Source organism: Saccharopolyspora antiqui (assembly GCF_052246905.1).
Classification (GTDB): Bacteria; Actinomycetota; Actinomycetes; order Mycobacteriales; family Pseudonocardiaceae; genus Saccharopolyspora.
The window spans coordinates 293,492-313,489 of record NZ_JBQQBO010000001.1 but is presented as its reverse complement, the minus strand read 5'-3'; the positions used below and the strand labels follow the sequence as shown (position 1 = coordinate 313,489).

The 19,998-nt window shown below is 69.7% G+C and carries 20 protein-coding genes and 1 pseudogene; 8 read left to right on the top strand and 13 right to left on the bottom strand.

Features of this window, described 5'->3' with window-relative positions; all coding sequences use genetic code 11:
* Window positions 1–5: 5 nt before the first annotated feature.
* Together ACTWQN_RS01420 and ACTWQN_RS01415 are read right to left on the bottom strand one after the other, a co-directional pair.
* Window positions 6–929, bottom strand: a complete 924-nt coding sequence (locus tag ACTWQN_RS01420) for an SDR family oxidoreductase (protein ID WP_443201437.1) — start codon at window positions 927–929, stop codon at window positions 6–8.
* 29 nt (window positions 930–958) lie between these two features.
* Window positions 959–1,693, bottom strand: coding sequence for an SDR family oxidoreductase (locus tag ACTWQN_RS01415; RefSeq protein ID WP_443201436.1), 735 nt, complete (start codon window positions 1,691–1,693; stop codon window positions 959–961).
* Between the two features lie 142 nt (window positions 1,694–1,835).
* Between ACTWQN_RS01415 and ACTWQN_RS01410 the strand changes: the two genes are divergently transcribed.
* Window positions 1,836–2,534, top strand: a complete 699-nt coding sequence (locus ACTWQN_RS01410; RefSeq protein WP_443201435.1) for a TetR/AcrR family transcriptional regulator — start codon at window positions 1,836–1,838, stop codon at window positions 2,532–2,534.
* Between the two features lie 185 nt (window positions 2,535–2,719).
* Window positions 2,720–4,219 carry an MFS transporter gene (locus tag ACTWQN_RS01405; protein ID WP_443201434.1) on the top strand — a complete coding sequence of 500 codons (1,500 nt, stop codon included), beginning with the start codon at window positions 2,720–2,722 and terminating at the stop codon, window positions 4,217–4,219.
* A 96-nt stretch (window positions 4,220–4,315) separates the two neighbouring features.
* Here ACTWQN_RS01405 and ACTWQN_RS01400 read toward each other — a convergent pair whose 3' ends face one another.
* The 6 genes from ACTWQN_RS01400 to ACTWQN_RS01375 form a co-directional block, all read right to left on the bottom strand.
* Window positions 4,316–4,510: a ferredoxin gene (locus tag ACTWQN_RS01400; protein ID WP_443201433.1), complete on the bottom strand. Its 195-nt coding sequence runs from the start codon at window positions 4,508–4,510 to the stop codon at window positions 4,316–4,318.
* Window positions 4,511–4,557: 47 nt separating this feature from the next.
* On the bottom strand, window positions 4,558–5,787 hold the full coding sequence (locus tag ACTWQN_RS01395) for a cytochrome P450 (RefSeq protein WP_443201432.1): 1,230 nt from the start codon (window positions 5,785–5,787) through the stop codon (window positions 4,558–4,560).
* A 92-nt stretch (window positions 5,788–5,879) separates the two neighbouring features.
* Window positions 5,880–7,085 carry an NAD(P)/FAD-dependent oxidoreductase gene (locus tag ACTWQN_RS01390; RefSeq protein WP_443201431.1) on the bottom strand — a complete coding sequence of 402 codons (1,206 nt, stop codon included), beginning with the start codon at window positions 7,083–7,085 and terminating at the stop codon, window positions 5,880–5,882.
* Complete coding sequence (locus ACTWQN_RS01385; protein WP_443201430.1) at window positions 7,082–7,282, bottom strand: ferredoxin; 201 nt, start codon at window positions 7,280–7,282, stop codon at window positions 7,082–7,084. Before ACTWQN_RS01385 ends, ACTWQN_RS01390 begins: the two co-directional genes overlap by 4 nt.
* A gap of 61 nt (window positions 7,283–7,343) precedes the next feature.
* Entirely contained in the window at window positions 7,344–7,994 is a 651-nt protein-coding gene (locus ACTWQN_RS01380) for a TetR/AcrR family transcriptional regulator (RefSeq protein ID WP_443201429.1), read from the bottom strand.
* 2 nt (window positions 7,995–7,996) lie between these two features.
* Window positions 7,997–9,220 (bottom strand): cytochrome P450, encoded by a 1,224-nt coding sequence (locus tag ACTWQN_RS01375; RefSeq protein ID WP_443201428.1) that lies wholly within the window; start codon window positions 9,218–9,220, stop codon window positions 7,997–7,999.
* A 121-nt stretch (window positions 9,221–9,341) separates the two neighbouring features.
* On the opposite strand from ACTWQN_RS01375, the gene ACTWQN_RS01370 reads away from it, so the two are divergent.
* The 5 genes from ACTWQN_RS01370 (at window position 9,342) to frc (ending at window position 16,041) form a co-directional block, all read left to right on the top strand.
* Complete coding sequence (locus tag ACTWQN_RS01370) at window positions 9,342–10,820, top strand: MFS transporter (protein WP_443201427.1); 1,479 nt, start codon at window positions 9,342–9,344, stop codon at window positions 10,818–10,820.
* Window positions 10,821–11,006: 186 nt separating this feature from the next.
* A complete protein-coding gene (locus ACTWQN_RS01365; RefSeq protein WP_443201426.1) occupies window positions 11,007–11,783 on the top strand; it encodes a YoaK family protein in 777 nt (258 codons plus the stop codon).
* 105 nt (window positions 11,784–11,888) lie between these two features.
* Window positions 11,889–12,821 carry a LysR family transcriptional regulator gene (locus ACTWQN_RS01360; RefSeq protein WP_443201425.1) on the top strand — a complete coding sequence of 311 codons (933 nt, stop codon included), beginning with the start codon at window positions 11,889–11,891 and terminating at the stop codon, window positions 12,819–12,821.
* A gap of 172 nt (window positions 12,822–12,993) precedes the next feature.
* Window positions 12,994–14,739, top strand: a complete 1,746-nt coding sequence (oxc, locus tag ACTWQN_RS01355; RefSeq protein ID WP_443201424.1) for an oxalyl-CoA decarboxylase — start codon at window positions 12,994–12,996, stop codon at window positions 14,737–14,739.
* A gap of 45 nt (window positions 14,740–14,784) precedes the next feature.
* Entirely contained in the window at window positions 14,785–16,041 is a 1,257-nt protein-coding gene (gene frc / locus ACTWQN_RS01350; protein ID WP_443201423.1) for a formyl-CoA transferase, read from the top strand.
* Window positions 16,042–16,147: 106 nt separating this feature from the next.
* Here frc and ACTWQN_RS01345 read toward each other — a convergent pair whose 3' ends face one another.
* The 5 genes and pseudogenes from ACTWQN_RS01345 to ACTWQN_RS01325 all read right to left on the bottom strand — a co-directional run bounded on the left by ACTWQN_RS01345 (window position 16,148) and on the right by ACTWQN_RS01325 (window position 18,821).
* On the bottom strand, window positions 16,148–16,417 hold the full coding sequence (locus tag ACTWQN_RS01345; RefSeq protein ID WP_443201422.1) for a hypothetical protein: 270 nt from the start codon (window positions 16,415–16,417) through the stop codon (window positions 16,148–16,150).
* 222 nt (window positions 16,418–16,639) lie between these two features.
* The gene (locus ACTWQN_RS01340; protein WP_443201421.1) at window positions 16,640–17,080 is read right to left on the bottom strand and encodes a hypothetical protein; all 441 of its coding nucleotides are present in this window, start codon (window positions 17,078–17,080) and stop codon (window positions 16,640–16,642) included.
* Window positions 17,077–17,163: pseudogene (locus ACTWQN_RS01335) on the bottom strand (molybdopterin-dependent oxidoreductase); the annotation flags it as partial. The gene ACTWQN_RS01340 and the pseudogene ACTWQN_RS01335, both read right to left, overlap by 4 nt.
* A 70-nt stretch (window positions 17,164–17,233) precedes the next feature.
* Window positions 17,234–18,106 carry a polysaccharide deacetylase family protein gene (locus tag ACTWQN_RS01330; RefSeq protein WP_443201420.1) on the bottom strand — a complete coding sequence of 291 codons (873 nt, stop codon included), beginning with the start codon at window positions 18,104–18,106 and terminating at the stop codon, window positions 17,234–17,236.
* Window positions 18,107–18,173: 67 nt separating this feature from the next.
* Window positions 18,174–18,821: a TetR/AcrR family transcriptional regulator gene (locus ACTWQN_RS01325; RefSeq protein WP_443201419.1), complete on the bottom strand. Its 648-nt coding sequence runs from the start codon at window positions 18,819–18,821 to the stop codon at window positions 18,174–18,176.
* A gap of 90 nt (window positions 18,822–18,911) precedes the next feature.
* Between ACTWQN_RS01325 and ACTWQN_RS01320 the strand changes: the two genes are divergently transcribed.
* Window positions 18,912–19,997 (top strand): Gfo/Idh/MocA family protein, encoded by a 1,086-nt coding sequence (locus ACTWQN_RS01320; RefSeq protein ID WP_443201418.1) that lies wholly within the window; start codon window positions 18,912–18,914, stop codon window positions 19,995–19,997.
* The last annotated feature ends 1 nt before the right edge of the window (window position 19,998 follow it).

The following is a 19,998-nucleotide window of genomic DNA, read 5'->3' as shown; positions in this document are numbered from 1 at the left end:
GCACCTCACGGGCGCGAATCGAGGTGCGCGTCCGCGTTCGCGGCGACCGGCGTGAGCAGATCTTCGAAGCCGATGCGGCGGAAGAACTCGGTGCGGATGCGGTCGCCGAGGTCGAACACCTCCTCGGCCCCGTCGTGCATCGGGTCGACGTGCACCCGGAACGGGCGCTGCCCCTTCGGCAGGTCGACGACCCGGACGATCTGGCGGGCCACCTCCTGCGGATCGGCGTCGGCTGGCGCCATCTCGGCCTGGCGGGCGGGGATTTCCGTCATGATGCCGTCGTAGAGCTGCTCGTAGTCCCGTTCGACGGCGCCGTCGGCCGCGTGGCCGGCGTGCGAGTAGTGGTTGGTCCCGGTGGGGAAGGCGCCCGGCACCACGATGGTCGTGTCGATCCCGAAGCGGGCGAGTTCGGCGGCGTAGCTGACGGCCAGGGCGTCTTCGGCGGCCTTGGCCGCGAAGTACGGGGCGAGGTAGGGCGGCGTGCCGCCCCGGCTGCTGCTGGAGCCGACCCAGATCAGCAGCCCGTCGCGCTGGGCGCGCAGGTGCGGCAGCGCGGCGCGGTTGACCCGCTGGGTGGAGACCACGTTGGTGTCGTACACCTCGACGAGCTGTTGCGGTGTGAAGGCTTCGGTGGGGCCCAGAACCATGTGCCCGGCGTTGTGGATCACCACGTCGAGGCGACGGGTTTCGCTGATGATGCGGTCGATCGCGGCGTCGACGGAGGACTGGCTGGAGACGTCCATCTCGACCGCGCGCAGGTCGACGCCGTAGGACTTGGCGTATTCGGTGAGATCGGCGACCGCCGGTGCGTTGCGACCGGTGGTGTTGCGGATCCCGGCGTAGACGGTGTGCCCGGCATCGGCCAGCGCACGGGCGGTCATGGCGCCGAATCCGCTGGAAGCGCCGGTGATCACGATGGTCTTGGACATGGTGGTTCTCCTTCGTGCGTTGCGGGATGTCAGATGGCTCCGCCGTTGGCGTAGAGGACCTGGCCGTTGATCCAGCGGGCGGGGCCGGCGAGGAAGGCGACGGCCTCGGTGATGTCGTCGGGGGTGCCGAGGCGTTCCAGCGGAGTCATGGCGGCGAGGCGGTCGATTACGGCCTGCTCCTTGCCGTCCAGGAACAGCGGCGTCGCGGTCGGACCCGGGGCGACGGCGTTCACGGTGATGTCGCGCCCGCGAAGCTCCTTGGCCAGGATCAGGGTGATCGCGTCGACCGCACCCTTGGTCGCGGCGTAGCCGGTGTAGCTGGGGAGTGCGAGCTTGACCACCGACGACGAGAAGTTGATGATGGCGCCGCCGCTGCGCATGCGTCGGGCGGCCTGCTGGTCGACGACGAACGTGCCGCGAATGTTGGTGCGGTGCATCCGATCCAGATCTTCGAGCTTCAGCTCGGTCAACGGCGCGAGCAGCATGATGCCCGCGGTGTGCACGACGACATCGACGCCGCCGTAGCGCTGCTCGGCCGCGTCGAAGAGCGCGGCGACCTCGTCCTCGTCCGCGACGTCGGCGCGGAACGCGCTGGCCGTGCCGTCCTTCTCGACGATCTTCGAGACGACGTCGTCGGCCCGCTGGGCGTTGCCCGCGTAGTGGACGAGCACGCTCATGCCGTCCGCGGCCAGTCGTGCCGCGACCGCTTGCCCGATGCCGCCGGACCCGCCGGTGACGATTGCGACCCGAGGTGCACTGCTCATGACTACTCCGTAACGCCGATCCGTTGTTGACGTAGCAACGCTATCACGCGGATCGTGATAGCGCTACGAAAAATTCGTATCGCTGATACAGCCCGACGTAACGCGGATCCGCCGAGGCGCTATCGCGGCTACGATGGCGGCCATGGATGTGCGCACTCAGATGCTCGAAGCCGCGGAGAAGCTGTTGGACGAGTCGCCGGATCGGGACATCGCCACGCGCGCGGTGTGCGAGGCCGTCGGCGTTGGCGCCCCGGTGCTCTACCGCCTCTTCGGTGATAAGAACGGGCTGCTCAGCGCCGTGGTCGACTACGGTTTCGACCGCTACCTGGCCACCAAGCGAGCCGCGGAACCGTCGGAGGACCCGGTGGTGGACCTGCGCAGCGGTTGGGACACGCACGTCGCGTTCGCCCGCGCCCACCCGGCGGTGTACCGGCTGATGTACTCGCCGAGTTTCGCCGCCGTGCCGGCCGCTGCGCAGGAAGCGCTGCGGCTGCTGCGGGAGGTGCTGGTTCGGTGCGCGGAGGTGGGCAAGCTGCGGGTCGCCCCGGACGTCGCGGCGCAGGCCATCATGTCGGCCAACATCGGCGTTGCGTTGAACCTGGTCAGCCAGCCCGAGACCTACGCCGACCCGGATCTGTCGGACCGCGTTCGGGACGCCGTGCACGACAGCCTGCTGGTCAACACCGAACGGCCCGCCAAGGCCGCGTCCGGCGACGGTGTGAGCACCGCCGCCCTGCAGCTAGCGGCTCAGCTGCAGGGCGGGCGCAGCCCGCTGGGCGACCCGGAAACCGCCCTGCTGGTCCACTGGCTCGACGCCGTCGCCCGGTCGGAGTCCAGCTGAGGCGGCGCGTTCGGCAGGCCAGCTCGATCCGCACGTGCTGGTGAGTGGAAATCCCGTTCTTACCGGTGAGCTCCGCCGTGCCCGCGCGGGCATCGTCACGTCTGGAGGGGCTGGCGGAGACCTGGGTGAAAGAGGTTAATTAGAGACACGAACGGTCGCCGACAACGAAAGAGGTTCCGCGCAGCGTGTCCAGTTCCGCAGAGACCGCGAGCACGCACGGTGAAACCCTGACAACCCTCGACGACGATCGCGAGGTGCGCCGACGGTGTCGGCAGGCCCTCGGCGTGACCACGCTCGGCCTGATGCTGGTTCTGATCAACGCCACCTCGCTCAACGTCGCGCTACCCGCGATGTCGGCGTCCTTCGGGGTCTCGGCGGCCACCGCGGACTGGTTCCTGGTGGCGTTCATGCTCAGCAACACCGCGTTCATCCTGGTGTTCGGCCGGATCTCCGACATCCTCGGCAGGCGCAACATCTACCTCGTCGGGCTCGCCTGCTTCACCGTGATCAGCCTGCTGTGCGCGATCGCCCCGAACGCCCCGGTGTTCATCGTGCTGCGGGTGCTGCAGGGCATCGCCGCGGCCACCACGGTCACCAACACGACTCCGATCCTGGCCGATGTGTTCCCCCCGGATCGGTTGGTGCAGGGGATGGGCCTCAACCTCACCGCGGCGGCGGTGGGCAGCACGATCGGTCCCGCGCTCGGCGGGTTGATGATCACCTTCGTGGACTGGCGGGCGCTGTTCCTGGTCAACGTGCCGTTCGGGATCGCGGCCGTGGTGCTGGGAGCCCGGATGCTGCCCAGCGGATCCCGTTCGAGGACCGAGCGGGAGCGCTTCGACGTGGGTGGGGCGGTGCTGTCGACGCTGGGGCTCGCCGCAGTGCTCTACGGGATCAACCGGGTCGGGGTGTGGGGTGGCGGTGACCCGCGCGTGCTCGGTGCGCTGGCGGTCGGCGCGCTGCTGCTGGTGGTGTTCGTGCTGTTCGAGCGCCGCACATCCGTGCCGCTGCTGGATCTCCAGCTGGTCCGCAGGCCCGGTCGTGCGCAGGCGTACGGCGCGGTGTTCTTCAACTCCTTCTGCCGGGCCGGTGTGGTGGTGCTGGTCGGGCTGCACCAGCAGATGGTCGAACAGCGCAGCGCCGCGGTGGCCGGCGTCGTGGTGCTGCCGCTGGCCTTGCTGATGATGGTGTTCTCGCCGATCTGCGGGTGGTTGTCGAAGCGCTGGTCGGCGCGTTCGCTGTCCAGCCTGGGCGCGCTGCTGGTGCTGGTCGGCCTCGTCGGGCTGGCGGCGCAGATGGCGGGACCGCACCTGCCGGTGGGTCCGCTGCTGTGCTGGCTCGGCCTGGTCGGCGCCGGGATCGGTTTGTTCACCGCGCCGAACACCGCGTCGATCATGGCCGGGGTGGGCAGCAACCAGCGCGCGGTGGCCAACGGTGTCCGCTCGATGCTCTACAACAGCGCGCAGGCCGTTGGAACCGTGGTCACCTTGCTGATCGTGACCACCTGGCTCGGGTCGTCGGGGATCACCTCGTACGCCGCCGTCGCGGGGGATTCCGCGGTGCGGCTGGGTTTCGTCGTCGCGATGGCGACGCTGGCCGCATCGGCGCTGGCGGCGTTGGTCCTCTCGCTGCTGCGCGGCGGTTCGTGGACGACCACCCCGGAGCGGTCGCGCGAAGTGTCCTGAGTGGACGTCGAGGACGGGCACTTCCGCCGGTGTTGATGGGGTCGGCGCGGCCGGTGGGCGAGCCGCCGGGGTGGGCCGCGCCGACGGGTGCGGTCGTTATTCGTCGACGGTGATGGCCAGCGCCGGGCAGACGGTCGCGGCGTGCTGGACGTCGGCGGTCAGCTCGGCCGACGGGTTTTCGTTGAGCAGCACCACGACGCCGTCTTCGTCGCGCTGGTCGAACACCGCGGCGGCAGCCGTGACGCACTGCCCGGAAGCGACGCACTTGTCCTGGTCGACGGTCACCTTCATGGAATTCTCCTGATTGCTGTTGTGCTTGCCCCGCCCGGCTGGGGATGTCACCAGGTGACGGGCAGTTCGTAGACGCCGTAGACCGATCCGTCGTGCTTGAACGGGATCTGCGCCAGGTCCGCGGCCAGGCGGAGGGTGGGGATGCGCCGGTAGAGCGTGCCGTAGACGACTTGCAGCTCCACCCGGGCCAGCGGCTGGCCCAGGCACTGGTGCACCCCGAACCCGAAGGCCACGTGGCGGCGGGCGTCGCGCTGGATGTCCAGCCGGTTGGGGTCGGCGAAGACCTCGGGGTCCCGGTTGCCGATGTCGTTGGCCAGGATCATCCCCTCGCCGGCGCGGATGACCTCACCGGCGATCTCGATGTCCTCCAGCGCCACCCGGCGCCGCCCGTTGTGCGTGATGTGCAGGTAGCGCAGCAGTTCCTCGACCGCCCCGGCGACCAGCTTCGGGTCGTCGGTCTCGCGGAGGACGGCCAGCTGGTCGGGATGTTCCAGCAGGGCCAGCGTGCCCAACGCGATCATGTTCGCGGTGGTCTCGTGGCCCGCGATCAGCAGCAGCACGCCCATGCCCGCTGCTTCCTCGCGGGAGAGCTCCCCGGCCTTGACCCGCTCGGCCAGCCCGGACAGCAGGTCGTCACCGGGATTGCTGAGCTTCTCGCCCATCAGGTCGTCCAGGTAGCCGGTCAGCCGACCGAAGGCGGCGGACCGCTGTTCGGGCAATGCGTCGCGCCTGATGACGATCTTGCTGTTGTCCTGGAAGAAGTCGTGGTCGGAGTAGGGGACGCCGAGCAGTTCGCAGATCACCAGCGAAGGCAGCGGCAAGGCGAACGCCTCGACCAGGTCCACCGGCTTCGGACCGGCCAGCACGGCGTCGATCAGGTCGTCGGCGATCTTCTGCACCGCCAGGCGCAGCGCCTCCACCCGCTTGATGGTGAACGGCGCCGTCACCATTCGCCGCAGGCGCGCGTGTTCCGGATCGTCCATCAGGATGAAGCCGATGCTCGACGCGTCGGGGCGGATCGGAGCGGGGCTCGGGTAGCCGGGGCGGGTGATGTCGGCGCTGACCCGTGGGTCGGACAGCAGGGCGCGCTGATCGGCGTAGCGGGTCACCAGCCACGGCGTGCTGCCGTCCCACAGCCGGACCTTCGCGAGCGGGCCCTCCTCCTGCTGGGCCTGCAGCGTGGGCGGCGGATCGAACGGGCACCCGGCGGCCCTGGTCATCGGGTATTCCGGGATCTCGGAGGAGTTCTCGCCGGTTGGGTTCAACGTGCTGGTCATCGCGTGTTCTTCCTTTCCGGGGAAAGTGCGCCACAGCTGCTTGCGGTGCGCAGCGGGCGAGCCTGTTCTGCCGCCGGTGTTCTCGGCCGTTGTCAGGGGACTGGCGCCGGGTCGGCGAGCGAATCGACGATCTCCTGCCGCCGCTGGCGGGTCTGCTTCGGCATGTTCCAACCCACCACGCCGGTGACCCGGCCCGCGCGGCAGTAGCGGGCGACGAACCGGCGGTCCGCGACATCACCGTCCACAATGGTCACTTCGGCATCGGCGGTCGGTACTCCGTACGCCTGGATCTTGGTGTCGAACTGGTCGGTCCAGAAGTAGGGGATCGGGGTGTAGGGCTGGTCCTCGCCGAGGATGTTGGCGGCGACGGCGCGGGCCTGCTCGGCGGCGTTGGTCCGGTTCTCCAGGCGCAGCGAGGTGCCGAGCCCGTCGTGGTGCCAGCGGGCCACGTCGCCGACGGCGTAGATCCCCTCGGCTGCCCGGCAGTGCGAGTCGCACACCAGCCCGTTGTCCACCGGCAGGCCGCTGCTCGCGAGCCATTCCGTTGCCGGTTCGGCGCCGAGCGCCACCATGGCCAGGTCGGTCGGCAGGAGTTCACCCCGCCCATGCCCGAATAGGGAGTCCAGCTGCACTCCGGTGACCCGCCCGTCATCCCCGGCCAGGCCGGTGACCGCGGCACCGAGCCGCAGGTCGACCCCGCGCTCGGCGTGCAGTTCGGCCAGCTGCCCCGCGACCAGCGGGCCGAACTGGCTGGCCAGCGGGGCGGATTGCGGGCCGGTCATGGTGACCGCGAGGCCCATCGTCCGCGCGGTGGCGGCGACTTCGGCACCGAGGACGCCGTCGCCGACCACCACGATCCGCGAGGCGGTCAGCAGATCCGCCCGCAGCGCCTTGGCATCGTCGAGGGTGCGCAGCACGTGCGCGCCGACCAGATCGGTCTGCCCGGGCAGCAGGCGGGGGCGCAGGCCGGTGGCCACCACGACGGCATCGGCGCTGAGCGTGCGCCCGGATGCGGTGTGGACGGTGCGCGTCGCGGTGTCCAGACCGACCGCCGGATCACCGAGGATGATCTCGGCGTCCAATGTGGACAGTGCGGATTCCGGTCGCAGCTGGGCCCGCTCGACGTCCCAGGCTCCGGCCAGGACCTGTTTGGACAGCGGCGGCCGGTCGTAGGGCAGGTGCCGCTCGTCGCCCAGCAAGGTCAGCTTGCCCTGGAATCCCTTGCGCCGCAAGGACTCCGCAGTGGCCAGTCCGGCTGCGGCGGCCCCGACCACGAGCACGCTGGTGGGCCCGCTCATGCGTGCTCACCCAGCTGGATCGCGGCGGCGGGGCACATGTCGGCGGCTTCGCGGACGGCGGCGTGCAGCTGCTCGGCCGGTTGCGGGTCGAGCAGGATCGCGATCCCGTCGTCCTCGCGCTGGTCGAACACCTCCGGAGCGAGCAGCACGCACTGGCCCGCGCCGCAGCACTTCTCCTCGTCAACGCTCACCTGCATCAGCGGATCTCCTCTGCCTGCGAATCTTCGACCGCAACCGGTTCGGTGTGCCGACGGCGCGTCACGTGCGCGTCGTCACCGGGGCCAGCCACATCCCGACGATCGCATCGATCAGCCCGGTCGCGGCGTCGTGCCAACTGGACCGGGGGGTGGGGGTGTTCTCGGCGAGCGCGCGTTCGCGCTCGGCGCACATGTGCACCGTCAGCTGGCGGGCCATGTCACCGCGTTCCAGGCGCACTTCGACCGGCAGTTCGGGAAGGCACCGGTTGAGGCCTTCGAGGGCCTGGCGAAGCGACGGTGAGGTCATGGCCTCGTTGATCATGATCTCGCGCAGCGCCGGGTCGGTCATGACCTGGGCGCCGAACCTGGCGAACCAGGTGGGACTGTCCATCGCGGCCAGGTGTTCGGTCAGCGGCCGCACCATGCAGGCCACCCAGTCCCGCACATCGGTGGAACCGCTGACGTCGGCCACCATCTGCAGGCGCACCCGCTCGATCGGCTCGGTGTGCCGACGCGCGATCGCGCGCACCAGGTCGGTCTTGGTGCCGAAGTGGTAGCCGACCGCGGCGCTGTTGCCCTGGCCCGCGGCCTCGCTGACCTGCCGGTTGGACACCGCGAACACCCCGTGCTCGGCGAACAACCGCTCGGCGGCCGCCAGGATCAGTTCCCGCGTCGCGCTGACGCGCTCGGCTCGAACGGTTCTCCCGGCCATGGTCACCACCGCACCGGAACTTCGCGCAGCCCGCCGACCGCGAGTCCCTCCACCCGGTGCAGGTCGTCCAGTTCGACGGCGAGTTCCAGGGTGGGCAGTCGGCGCAGCAGCACTTCGAGCACGACCTGCAGTTCGGTGCGGGCCAGCGCCTGTCCCAGGCACGAGTGCGACCCGGCGCCGAAGGCCAGATGTGCGTTGGGGCTGCGGCCGAGGTCCATCTCGTCGGCGCCGTCGAACACCGTGACGTCGCGGTTGGCCGCGGCCATGCTGCACACCACGGTGGTGCCGCCGGGCAGCAGCGTGCCGGCGACCTCGGCGTCCTCGCCGATGTAGCGCGGCATGCCGAAGCCCTGGTTGGCGTCGAACCGCAGCGCCTCCTCGACGGCGGTGCGCACCAGCGCCGGATCCGCCACCAGCCGCTCCCACCGCACGCGGTCGGCCAGCAGCATGGCCACCATCTTGCCGATCATGTTGGCCGTGGTCTCGTGCCCGGCGACCAGCAGGCCCTGGCCGGTGGCCACCAGTTGCGCGTCGGACATCCGGTCACCGTCGGCGTCGGTGCCGGTGATGAGCTCGCTGAGCAGGTCCTCACCTGGTGCCGCCCGCTTGGCGGTGACGTGGCCCGCCATGTACTCGATGAATTCGGCCTGCGCCGCGTCGACTTCGGCCTGCGTGTAGCGGGTTAGGTTGAGCAACGTGTCGGACCAGTGGGCGAACTCGTCCCGGTCCGAGTCGGGGACGCCGAGCATCGTGCAGATCACCCATACCGGCAGCGGAAAACCCAGGCTCGCCTTGAGATCCGCCGGATGGCCGTGCTTCACCATGTCGTCGATGAGCTGTTCGGCCATCGCCTCGATGCCGGGCCGCAGCGCGAGCATCCGCTTGGCCGTGAACCACTTGCCGACCATCCGCCGCCACTTCTGGTGCTCGCCACCGCTTTGCGGGATCGACATCGCCAGCGAGCTGTTGAACACCCCGCCCGACTCGTTGGTCGAGATCCGGGCCGCGTCGTCGGCGCTCAGCTGCCGGGTGAACCGCGGGTCGGACAGGACCTGCTTGACGTCCTCGTAGCGGGTGAGCAGTGACGCCTCGTCCCCGCTGGGCAGCGTGACCCGCGCGACCGGACACTCCTGCCGCAGCTGTTCCCACTGCGCCGGTGGCTCCAGAGCCGCCTCGCTGGGGATCGGGTAGTTCAGCACCCGTTCGCCCGCACCGTCTGCCGCCATGTGTCCCTCCTCCGCATCGGCCTTCATGCTCAGTTAACCGATTCCGCTAGTTTAAGTCAATCAATTGATTTAATGTCGGTCTGGTCGAGTGGACCAGATTGCCCAGACGGAGGCCCGTGCCATGCCGAATGTCCTTGCCCAACCCGACGATGCCGGGGCTTCGGGCCCCCAGCGGGCGAACACCGTCGTGTTGGTGCTGGCTCTCGGCGGGATCGTGGTCTCGTTGATGCAGACCCTGGTGATCCCGCTGGTTCCCAGGCTGCCCGCGCTGCTGGGCGCTTCGGCGGCCGACGCCACCTGGGCGATCACCGCCACACTGCTGGCCGGTGCCGTCGCGACACCGGTGGTGGGGCGGCTGGGGGACATGTACGGCAAGCGGCGCATGCTGCTGGTCAGCCTCGTCCTGCTGGTGGTCGGTTCGGCCGTCTGCGGCCTCAGCGACACGCTGCCGCCGATGGTCGTCGGACGGGTCCTGCAGGGCCTGGCGGCCGGTGTCATCCCGCTGGGCATCAGCATCATGCGCGACGAACTGCCAGCCGATCGGCTCGGTTCGGCGACCGCGCTGATGAGCGCCTCGCTGGGGGTGGGCGGCGCGCTCGGCCTGCCCGCGGCTGCCTTCCTGGCCGAACGGACCGACTGGCACGTGCTGTTCTGGACCTCGGCGGGCCTCGGCGCCGTCGTCACCGCGCTGGTGCTGATGCTCGTGCCGGAATCCGCGGTGCGCAGCGGCGGACGCTTCGACCTGGTGGGTGCGGCGGGACTTTCGGTGGGGCTGATCTGCCTGCTGCTGGCCATTTCCAAGGGCGCCGACTGGGGTTGGACCAACGCCCGCACCGATGTCCTCTTCGGTGCGGCGGCGGTCGTGCTGGTGCTGTGGGGCTGGTGGGAGCTGCGCACCAGGCAGCCGCTGGTGGACCTGCGCACCACCGCGCGCCGCCAGGTGCTGCTGACCAACGTCGCGTCCGCCGTGTTCGGGTTCGCGATGTTCGCGATGTCCCTGGTGCTTCCGCAACTGTTGCAACTGCCAGCGGGCACCGGCTACGGCCTGGGGCAGACGATGCTGGTCGTGGGGCTGGTGATGAGCCCGTCCGGTCTGGTGATGATGGCCATGGCGCCGGTGTCCGCGCGCATCTCGAAAGCCAAGGGACCCAAGGTGACGCTGATGCTCGGCGCCTTCGTGGTCGCCATCGGCTACGGCCTGGGCACCGCGCTGATGTCCGAGGTCTGGCAGCTCGTACTGGTCTCCAGCGTGATCGGGGCCGGTATCGGTCTCGCCTACGGGGCGATGCCAGCGCTGATCATGGCGGCCGTGCCGGTGGCGGAGACGGCAGCCGCCAACAGCCTGAACACGCTGATGCGGGCCATCGGCACCTCGATCTCCAGCGCCGTGTCGGGTGTGGTGCTGGCCCAGCTGACCATCACGTTCGGCGGGCTGCCCGTTCCTTCCCAGGACGGCTTCCGGGTGGTCATGGCGGTAGGAGCCAGCGCGGCCGTGGTCGCCCTCGCGATCGCGACGTTCCTGCCCGCCCGGCGCCCGGCCTCCGACGCGGCGGTATCGCGCACCGCCGCCGCCCCAGCCAAGGCGCCATCCGCTGGCTGACGACCAAGATTCAGAGCCCGATACGTCCACTATGGAAGGTTGGGCCAAGTGGGCGGTGCTCGGTGGTGCGAGTGGTCACAGATCCGGCGTCGTGGCCCACCCCGGGTATACGCTGCCGGTCTAGGTTTTTCGTCGGCCAGTTCTTCGCGGAACTCAAATCACCCGATTCGAAAAGGGGGAATTTGAGTGGATGTCGTGCATAGCCCGGTCGCCGGTTCGGACGGCGCGGAATCAGACGCCGAGACCGATCGGCAGACCGCTCGCGGGCAGCGGACGGCGGTTGTCGTGCGCAACCGGTTGCTGGTGGGGCTGTCGTTGTCCACCGGTGCGGTCGATGCGATCTGCTACCTCGCGTTGGGCAAGGTCTTCGCCGCGTTCATGACCGGAAACGTCGTGTTCCTCGGCTTGGCCGCAGTCAGTTCGCTGGGCTCGAACGCATCGCTGGGACCGGATGCCGGACGGGTGGTCGTGGCGATGCTCGGATTCGCGGTGGGCGTGCTGTTCTCGGCGAAGCTCATCGCCCCCAGCCGCAGGGCTGGTGCGGAGTGGTCGCACCGGGTCTCGATCGCGCTGGCCACCGTGGCGGCTGCCGAAGTCGCCTTCCTGGCCATCTGGTTGGCGGTTTCCGATCAACCGTCCACTGTGCTGGGCGATGTCCTGATCGGAATCTTCGCGGTCGCGATGGGAATCCAGATGGACGCCGTCCGATCGCTCGGCGTACCGGAAGTCTCCACCACGGCCGCGACCGCCACCATCGTCAGCTTCGTGAACCAGCTCGCGCACTGGAGGTCCGCGTCAGCGGATCGCTGGCTGTATCTGCGCATCGGGGCGGCGATGGTCGTCGGTGCCCTGGTGGACGGATTGCTGCTGCTCTACGCGCGGCCTTACGCCCCGATCGTCCCCGTGGTCGCGACCGTCGCGGTGTTGGTGGTCGCCTCGGTCGCACTGCGGCCCGCGCGCTAGCCCTCCGGCCCGGGTTCACCGGCGGCCGTCGAGCGGATGATTGGGGGAGGGTGGCGCCGGAGCGACCGCGGCCCGGTCCCGGCGCGGCCGGAGAGGAGTCGCGTCGTGCTGTTCCGTCAGCTGGAGTACTTCGTGGCGGTGGCCAGGGAAAGGCACTTCGCGCGGGCGGCGGAAGCCTGCTACGTGTCGCAGCCCGCGCTGTCGGCGTCGATCGCCAAGCTGGAGCGGGAACTGGGCGTCACGCTGATCAACCGGGGGCACAACTACGAGGGCCTCACCCCGGAAGGCGAACGGCTCGTCGTGTGGGCCAAGCGGATCCTCGCCGAGCAGGACGCGTTCAAGGCCGAAGTGGCCGCCGTCCAGTCGGGCATCACCGGAACGCTGCGGCTGGGAGCCGAGCCGACGGCGTCGACGACCGTCGCGCTGCCGGTGGCCGCGTTCACCGCGGCGCACCCGCTGGCCAAGGTGCAGGTGCGGTCCCGCTCGTCGACGACCGACCTGCGCCGCCAGCTGCGGGATTTCGAGCTGGACGCCGCGATCGCCCACTTCGCCCCGGACGACCAGGAGGGCGTGCAGGTGACGCCGCTGTACGAGGAGCGGTACATGGTGCTGGCCTCCGGTGACCAGCTGATGCCCCAGACCGACACGATGACCTGGGCCGATGCGGCGCAGCTGCCGCTGGCGCTGCTCACCCCCGACATGCGGATCCGCCAGGTCATCGACAGCGCCTTCGCCGACAGCGGGGTCGTGGTGACGCCGCAGGTGGAGACGGACTCGGTCGCCTCCCTCTACGCGCTCGTCGGCGACGGCGAGTGGGCGAGCATCGTGCCGCACACCTGGTTGCGGGCGATGCCGGTGGTCGGCAGGACGAGAGTCGTCCGCCTGGTCGAACCGGTCGCCAGGGCGGAGGTTTCGGTGGCGATCAACGCCGCGACCCCCGGATCGGTGGTGGCTCGGGCGTTCGTCAAGGCGGCAACGGCTTTGCGGCTGGAGGAGTTCTTCGACCAGCCGCTACCAACCGAGCACTCGGTCAGATGAGCGGCGGCCACCGGTCGGCTGAACACGGGGCGGCTGAACACGGGGCTGTTGTGCGGCGCCGCGGTCGATAACCGCCGCTTACCAGCTGTTCGCAGACAGGTCTTGGACGCGGTGCTGCCCGCTGCGGAGGGTGGGAGGTGAAGGTACTACCGCACAGCAAGGACTTCGGACCATGACCGCCTCCACGCTGGACACCACAGCCACCACCGTCGAGCCCGCAGCCGAACTCACCGACGGGTACCACCTGGCCGTCGACGCGCTAAAGCTCAACGACATCCGGACCATCTACGGCGTGGTCGGCATCCCGATCACCGATCTGGCCCGCCTCGCGCAGGCCTCGGACATCCGCTACATCGGGTTCCGCCACGAAAGCGACGCGGGGCACGCGGCCGCCGCGGCCGGGTTCCTGACCAAGAAACCGGGCGTGTGCCTGACGGTTTCCGCACCGGGCTTCCTCAACGGGCTCGTCGCGCTGGCCAATGCCACCAGGAACTGCTTCCCGATGATCCAGATCTCCGGGTCCAGCGAGCGGCACCTCATCGACCTCAAGCAGGGCGACTACGAGGAGCTCGACCAGCTGGCGGCGGCCGAACCGTTCGCCAAGGCCGCCTACCGGGTGAGCCGGGTGGAGGACATCGGCCGCGGCATCGCGCGGGCGATCCGCACCGCGGTGTCGGGGCGTCCCGGCGGGGTCTACCTCGACATCCCGGCCGCGGTGCTCGGCGAGGTCGTCGACGCGGCGGCGGGCGCCGCGACGCTGTGGCGGGTCGTCGACCCGACCCCGCACCAGCGGCCCGCGACCGAGGCGGTGGACCACGCGATCGAGCTCCTGGCGACCGCGCGGCGGCCACTGGTGGTGCTCGGCAAGGGCGCCGCGTACGCGCAGGCGGACGCGAAGATCCGCGAGTTCATCGAGTCCACCGGCATCCCCTACCTGCCGATGTCGATGGCCAAGGGCCTGCTGCCCGACGACCACCCGCAGTCGGCGGCCACCGCCCGTTCGCTGGCGCTGCGCCGGGCCGACGTCGTGATGCTCGTCGGCGCCCGGCTGAACTGGCTGCTCAACCACGGTCGGGCACCGCAGTGGAATCCGGCGGCGAAGTTCATCCAGGTGGACATCGATCCCGCCGAGATGGACAGCAACCAGCCCATCGCGGCCCCGCTCGTCGGGGACATCGAGTCGGTGTTCGACGCGCTCGCCGAGCGGACCGAGCCCGTCGCGGCCCCCACCGCCTGGCGGGACGAGTTGGCGGAGCGTTCAGCGCACAACGTCGCCAAGATGGCGCAGCGGCTGGCGGCCGATCCGCATCCGATGCGGTTCTCGGGTGCCCTCAAGGCGGTGCGCGACGTCGTGCACGAGCGCCCCGATGTCTACCTCGTCAACGAGGGCGCCAATGCGCTGGACATCGCCCGCAACGTGATCGACATGCGGGTCCCGCGCCACCGCCTCGACAGCGGCACGTGGGGCGTCATGGGCATCGGAATGGGCTACGCGATCGCCGCCGCCGTCGAGAGCGGCGCACCGGTCGTGGCGGTGGAGGGCGACAGCGCCTTCGGATTCAGCGGCATGGAGCTGGAGACGGTCTGCCGCTACCGGCTGCCCATCGTCACCGTCGTGCTGAACAACGGCGGGGTCTACCGAGGCGACGGCGTGAACCCGCTGGCCACCGACCCGTCGCCGACGACGCTGATGTCCGAGGCACGCCACGACAAGATGATCGAGGCGTTCGGCGGCAAGGGTTTCCGCGCCACCACACCCGCCGAAGTCGCCGCCGCCCTCACCGAGGCGCTGGCCTCGGGCGGCCCGGCCCTAATCGACTGCGTCATCGACCCGTCGGCCGGAACCGAAAGCGGCCACATCGCACACCTCAACCCGAAGGGCGTCACCGTCGGCAACCTCACGCCGCCGACGAAGTGAACCCGCCGCCCGCTCACCGAGATCAACCGAGAGAAGGAAACCACCATGACCGAGAAGCCACTCGCCGGAATCAAGGTGATCGACTTCACCGGGGTGCAGGCCGGTCCCGCGTGCACCCAGATGCTCGCCTGGTTCGGCGCCGACGTGATCAAGGTCGAGCGCATCGACGGCGGCGACGTGACCCGCCGCCAGCTGCGCGACGTCCCCGACCTGGACGCCCTCTACTTCACCATGCTGAACAGCAACAAGCGCTCGCTGGCCATCAACACCAAGTCGCCGGAGGGCAAGGAGGTCATGGAGAAGCTGATCCGCGAAGCCGACATCCTCGTCGAGAACTTCGCGCCGGGCGCCATGGACCGCATGGGCCTCGGCTGGGACCACATCCACGAGCTCAACCCCCGCCTGATCTTCGGTTCGGTAAAGGGTTTCAACGAGGACTCGCCGTGGTCCGACCTCAAGGTCTACGAGAACGTCGCGCAGGCCGCCGGTGGCGCCGCGTCCACCACGGGATTCTGGGACGGCCCGCCGACCATCAGCGGCTCGGCGCTCGGCGACAGCAACAGCGGCATGCACCTGCTGATCGGCCTGCTCACCGCGATCATCCAGCGCAACGCGACCGGCGTGGGCCAGAAGGTGTCGGTGTCCATGCAGGACGCCGTGCTCAACCTGACCCGGGTCAAGCTCCGCGACCAGCAGCGCCTGGCGGAGGTCGGCTACCTGGAGGAGTACCCGCAGTACCCGAACGGCGAGTTCGGCGACGCGGTGCCGCGTGGCGGCAACGCGGGCGGCGGCGGCCAGCCCGGCTGGATGCTGAAGTGCGAGGGCTGGCAAGCGGATCCCAACGCCTACATCTACTTCACCATCCAGGAGCAGAACTGGGCGCGCACCTGCCAGGCCATCGGCAAGCCCGAGTGGATCGACGATCCGGCGTACGCCACCACCGAGGCGCGTCAGCCGCACCTGTTCGACATCTTCGCCGAGGTCGAGAAGTGGTTGGCCGACAAGACGAAGTACGAGGCGGTCGACATCCTGCGCACGTTCGAGGTGCCCTGCGCACCGGTGCTCAGCATGAAGGAGATCGCCGAGGACCCCGCGCTGCGCCGCAGCGGCACCGTCGTGGAGGTCGAGCAGCGGGACCGCGGCAGCTACCTGACGGTGGGCAGCCCGATCAAGTTCTCCGGCTTCGCACCCGACATCACCGGCGCGCCGCTGCTGGGCGAACACACCGACGAGGTCCTGGCCAGCGTCGGCTACGACGCGAAGGCCATCGCGAAGCTGCACGCCAACCAGGTCGTCACCTGATGTGTCCGGGGGTTCCCGCCCGCGAGACGCGCGCCGGGATCCCCGCACAGTTGAAAGCGCCTGTCCTTGCCGGACAGGCGCTTTCGCGAGATTGAAGACCGTGCGACTAGTGCGTGGTGTCGCCGACGCGTCCGTTCGCACCGCTGTGGCCGTGCGAGCCGCTGTAGTTGGAGCCGTGACCCTGCGGGCCGCCGCGGACGCTGCCGTTGCTCGGGTGGGCGTGGGAGTGGTGGTCACCGTGGCTGCCCGAATGGTTGGCCTGCATCGCGGGCATGGCCGCCGGTTCGATCGCGGCGGCCGAAGCGACGCCACCGATTCCCAGCGCCAGCGGCGCGGCCAGGGCCAATCCGATCAATGCTCGTGAAGTCCTGCGCATCGCAGTTTCTCCTTGTTCTAGGAGTGGATTCGATGCCATCGAGTGTGTTCCGCTGAGCGCGTGTTCCGCTTCGCCGCTAGCAACCAGTTGCGCCTACCGGGGGCTGCAATCCCCGGATACCGGCTAGCTGCAACTGGTGCCCAGGAAAAGTGGTGCGCAGAAAAAGTGGTGCCCAGAAAAAGTGGTGCCCCGAAAAAGTGGTAACAGGGTTGCCCGGGCCGGTTACTGGGCGGTTTCCGCCCGAGTCCGCCGGGAGTTCCGCCAGGTGTTCACCGCACCGGCCAGCAGCGCCAGCACCCAGACCACGGCGAGCGCGACGAGCAGGCCGGTCGCCGTGTCGGCGTCGTGCAAGCCGGGGCTGGGCGGGGCGCCGTAGCGGCGCCACAGCAGCGCGACGCTCAGCAAGCCGAGCACCCCGCTCAGCGCCGTGCCGACCAGCAGGGGACCGCGCCACGCTCGCGGCACGACGCGCGTGATCACCAAACCGGTCAGCCCCACCGCTGGTGCCACGAGCCCGTCGTGCACCACCGGCCCGCCCACCAGCCACCCCCATGCGACGATGCTGCTCGGCCCCATCGCCTGCACGAACTGTCCGAATAGGACGGCACCCCACGCCAGTGCCGCCAGCCCCGGCAGCACCAGGACGATTCGCGCGATCCTCATGCGATCTCCAACCGGCGCACCCATTTGGTCTGCAGCACTCCCGGCCGGTTCGGCGCGATGATCCGGCACGGGTAGCCGTGGTCGGCGCCAGCCGCGGCGGCGGTCCCTCGGCAGGGTCTGGCCGCTTACCGATTTGTGACGTGCCGGAGCCGGTCAGGAATCGGAGCCCGGCGAACCGGACGTGCTCGCGAGGTAGTGCTCGGCGATGTCGTCGCTGGTGCACAGCCACACCTCCGGCGTCGAAGCGATCGTGCGCAGCACCCGCGCCAGGTACTTGAAGCGGTACGGCTGTCCGACGATGAAGGTGTGCAGCGGCAGGGCCAGCACCCGGCCGGTGCTGGCCGAGTCCGCGAGCAGCTGTTCGAACTGGTCGAGGACGATCCGCTCGTAGTCGCAACCGGTCAGCCCTGGGTTCGTCACGAACATCATGAAGTCGTTGACGTCGAGCGAGTACGGCACCGACAGCATGCCCGGGATGTTCAGCCGGAACGGTTGGTCGTCGCAGCACCAGTCGAGCAGGTAGGTGATCCCGGCGTCGGCGAGCAGCTGCGGCGTCGCGGACGTCTCGGTGAGCCCCGGCCCCAGCCAACCCCGTGGTCGGGTGGGGAGCGCGGCGTCGAGCGTCGCGAACATCTCCCGCAAGAAGCGCGGCTCCTCCGCCGGATCGATGTCGGGCATCATGATCGAGTTGGTCTTGCCGTGCGCGACCCATGCCCAGTCGCGTGCGATCCCGGCCTCGATGATCTCCGGGTAGGCGGTGCACACGTCGGAGTTGACGATGCCGGTGCCGCGGATGCCGACCTCGTCGAAGAGGTCCATCAACCGCCAGATGCCCACCCGGTTGCCGTACTCGCGCCAGCCGAGCGACAGCGGATCGGGCACCGGACCACCGGCCCGGTCGATGGGGACGTCGGGGCGGAAGCGTTCGATGTTGAGGCCGACGTAGCACGCCAGCCGGGCGCCGCCCGGGAAGCTCAGCGGCGGCCGGGAGACGATCGGAGAGTAGGGGAAGAGTTCCTGCGTCATGCGTTGCTCCACGAGATCGCGCGGGTTGGTCCTGCTCGATGCTCGAACATTCACACTTGTGTGAAGGTCAAACGCGGCGCGGTGTGACGTCGTGCACATGCTGGGCGGATCGCGAACCGTCCGCCGCCAGGTGGAGTCCGTCGAGGATGATGCGCAGGTTTCGGCGCCATTGATCCGTTTTCGCGTCGAGGCCGATGGTGTGGTCGGCGGGTATCGCGGTTGCCAGCACGAACGGGACGTCCCGCCAGTCGAGGTCGTCGCGGATAACGCCGCTGTGCTGCGCGCGCTTGACCAGTTTGCGCACGGCCCGCTGGAGACCGCCGATCCGCTGCGCCAGGTCGAGATGGCCTCCGGCGCCGGAAAGCGCGTCGTGCACGCCGCAGCTCGTCGCCCGCAGCCGCACGTAGACCTCGGCGAACTCGACGAAACCCCGCCAGGGGTCGGGGGCGTCGAGCGCGCGCTTGGCGCTTTCGGTCATCTCGTCGATGGTGTCCACCAGGATCGCCGCCAGCAGCGCATCCAGCGACGGAACCCGCCGGTAGAGCGTTCCCAGACCGACTCCGGCGCGTTGCGCGATGTCGCGCGTCGTGACGGCGAGCCCCTGCTCGTCGAGCGCCTGCCGCGCCGCGGCTATCAGGCGTTCGACGTTGCGCTGCGCGTCCGCGCGCGGGCTGGTTCCGCCCTGCGCGAGCAGCGCGTCCACCGCGGAGTCCATGCCCGCATTCTAGCCAACCGGGTCACCGTGTTCCGTTTCTGGTACCGTCGAAAAAATGGAACAACTTGACCCGTTTGTGGCGGTGTTGGGATGACCGGGCCGATCCGCGTCGGAATCCTGGGGGCGAATCCGGACCGGGGCTGGGCCGCGCGCGCTCACATCCCCGCGATCAACGCCTCGCCCCACTTCGAGCTCACCGCGGTCGCGACCACCCGGTCAGCCAGCGCCGGAGCCGCCCGCGAACGCTTCGGCGCCCGACACGCCTTCACCGATGCCCGCAGCCTCGCCTCGCACCCCGACGTCGATCTGGTCGTCGTCACCGTGAAGGTGCCCGCCCACGTCGAATTGGCCACCGCGGCACTGGACGCCGGTAAGCACGTCTACTGCGAATGGCCGCTGACCACCACAGCAGCCGAAGCCGCCGAGTTGGCCGCCGCCGCGTCCGCCGCCGGGGTGCACGCGGCCGTCGGACTGCAGGCGCGGTTCTCCCCGGCCGTGCGCCGCGCACGCGCGATGATCGCGGACGGCCGGATCGGGACCGTGCAGTCGGCCACCGTCTACAGCTCGCGGAGCAAGGGCAACGCGCGCGACGTTCCCGGCTGGACGGCCTACACCTACGACCGCACGAGCGGCGCCGGTCTGGTCGAGGTCCTCGGTGGACACACCTTCGACCTCGTGCGGCACCTGCTCGGCCCGATCCGCGAACTGTCCGCCAGGGCGACCATCCGAAGCCCCGAGCACCGGATCGCCGAAACCGGCGAACCCATCAACGTCACCGCGGCCGACCACTTCCTCGCCAACGCCGAACTCGACAGCGGGGCGGTCGTGTCCATCCACTTGCACGACAGCGAAGCGGCCTTGCCGAGGACGCGCATCGAGATCGCAGGCACCGAAGGAAACCTCGCGCTCACCTCCGCACCGGAAGCCGATCCGTGGGCGGCACAACTGCAGATCGGCCAACTCGACCTCGCCGAATCCCGACCCGGCGCGCCGCACTGGTCACCCGTGCCGGTAGCCGACGACGAGGCGAGCGCGCTACCGACCGAAGTCGCCAATGTCGCGCGCCTGTACCGGAATTTCGCGACGGATCTCCGCGCGGGCACCCAGACCACGCCCGATTTCCACGTCGCGCGCGACCTGCACGAGCTCATCGAGCGGGCGGTGAACGACAGGTAGC

Excerpts from the sequence above, each read along its gene's own strand:
- ACTWQN_RS01420 (WP_443201437.1), bottom strand. The coding sequence starts at position 929 with ATGTCCAAGACCATCGTGATCACCGGCGCTTCCAGCGGATTCGGCGCC.
- ACTWQN_RS01415 (WP_443201436.1), bottom strand. The coding sequence starts at position 1,693 with ATGAGCAGTGCACCTCGGGTCGCAATCGTCACCGGCGGGTCCGGCGGC.
- ACTWQN_RS01410 (WP_443201435.1), top strand. The coding sequence starts at position 1,836 with ATGGATGTGCGCACTCAGATGCTCGAAGCCGCGGAGAAGCTGTTGGAC.
- ACTWQN_RS01400 (WP_443201433.1), bottom strand. The coding sequence starts at position 4,510 with ATGAAGGTGACCGTCGACCAGGACAAGTGCGTCGCTTCCGGGCAGTGC.
- ACTWQN_RS01395 (WP_443201432.1), bottom strand. The coding sequence starts at position 5,787 with ATGACCAGCACGTTGAACCCAACCGGCGAGAACTCCTCCGAGATCCCG.
- ACTWQN_RS01390 (WP_443201431.1), bottom strand. The coding sequence starts at position 7,085 with ATGAGCGGGCCCACCAGCGTGCTCGTGGTCGGGGCCGCCGCAGCCGGA.
- ACTWQN_RS01385 (WP_443201430.1), bottom strand. The coding sequence starts at position 7,282 with ATGCAGGTGAGCGTTGACGAGGAGAAGTGCTGCGGCGCGGGCCAGTGC.
- ACTWQN_RS01380 (WP_443201429.1), bottom strand. The coding sequence starts at position 7,994 with ATGGCCGGGAGAACCGTTCGAGCCGAGCGCGTCAGCGCGACGCGGGAA.
- ACTWQN_RS01375 (WP_443201428.1), bottom strand. The coding sequence starts at position 9,220 with ATGGCGGCAGACGGTGCGGGCGAACGGGTGCTGAACTACCCGATCCCC.
- ACTWQN_RS01370 (WP_443201427.1), top strand. The coding sequence starts at position 9,342 with ATGCCGAATGTCCTTGCCCAACCCGACGATGCCGGGGCTTCGGGCCCC.
- oxc (WP_443201424.1), top strand. The coding sequence starts at position 12,994 with ATGACCGCCTCCACGCTGGACACCACAGCCACCACCGTCGAGCCCGCA.
- frc (WP_443201423.1), top strand. The coding sequence starts at position 14,785 with ATGACCGAGAAGCCACTCGCCGGAATCAAGGTGATCGACTTCACCGGG.
- ACTWQN_RS01345 (WP_443201422.1), bottom strand. The coding sequence starts at position 16,417 with ATGCGCAGGACTTCACGAGCATTGATCGGATTGGCCCTGGCCGCGCCG.
- ACTWQN_RS01340 (WP_443201421.1), bottom strand. The coding sequence starts at position 17,080 with ATGAGGATCGCGCGAATCGTCCTGGTGCTGCCGGGGCTGGCGGCACTG.
- ACTWQN_RS01330 (WP_443201420.1), bottom strand. The coding sequence starts at position 18,106 with ATGACGCAGGAACTCTTCCCCTACTCTCCGATCGTCTCCCGGCCGCCG.
- ACTWQN_RS01325 (WP_443201419.1), bottom strand. The coding sequence starts at position 18,821 with ATGGACTCCGCGGTGGACGCGCTGCTCGCGCAGGGCGGAACCAGCCCG.
- ACTWQN_RS01320 (WP_443201418.1), top strand. The coding sequence starts at position 18,912 with ATGACCGGGCCGATCCGCGTCGGAATCCTGGGGGCGAATCCGGACCGG.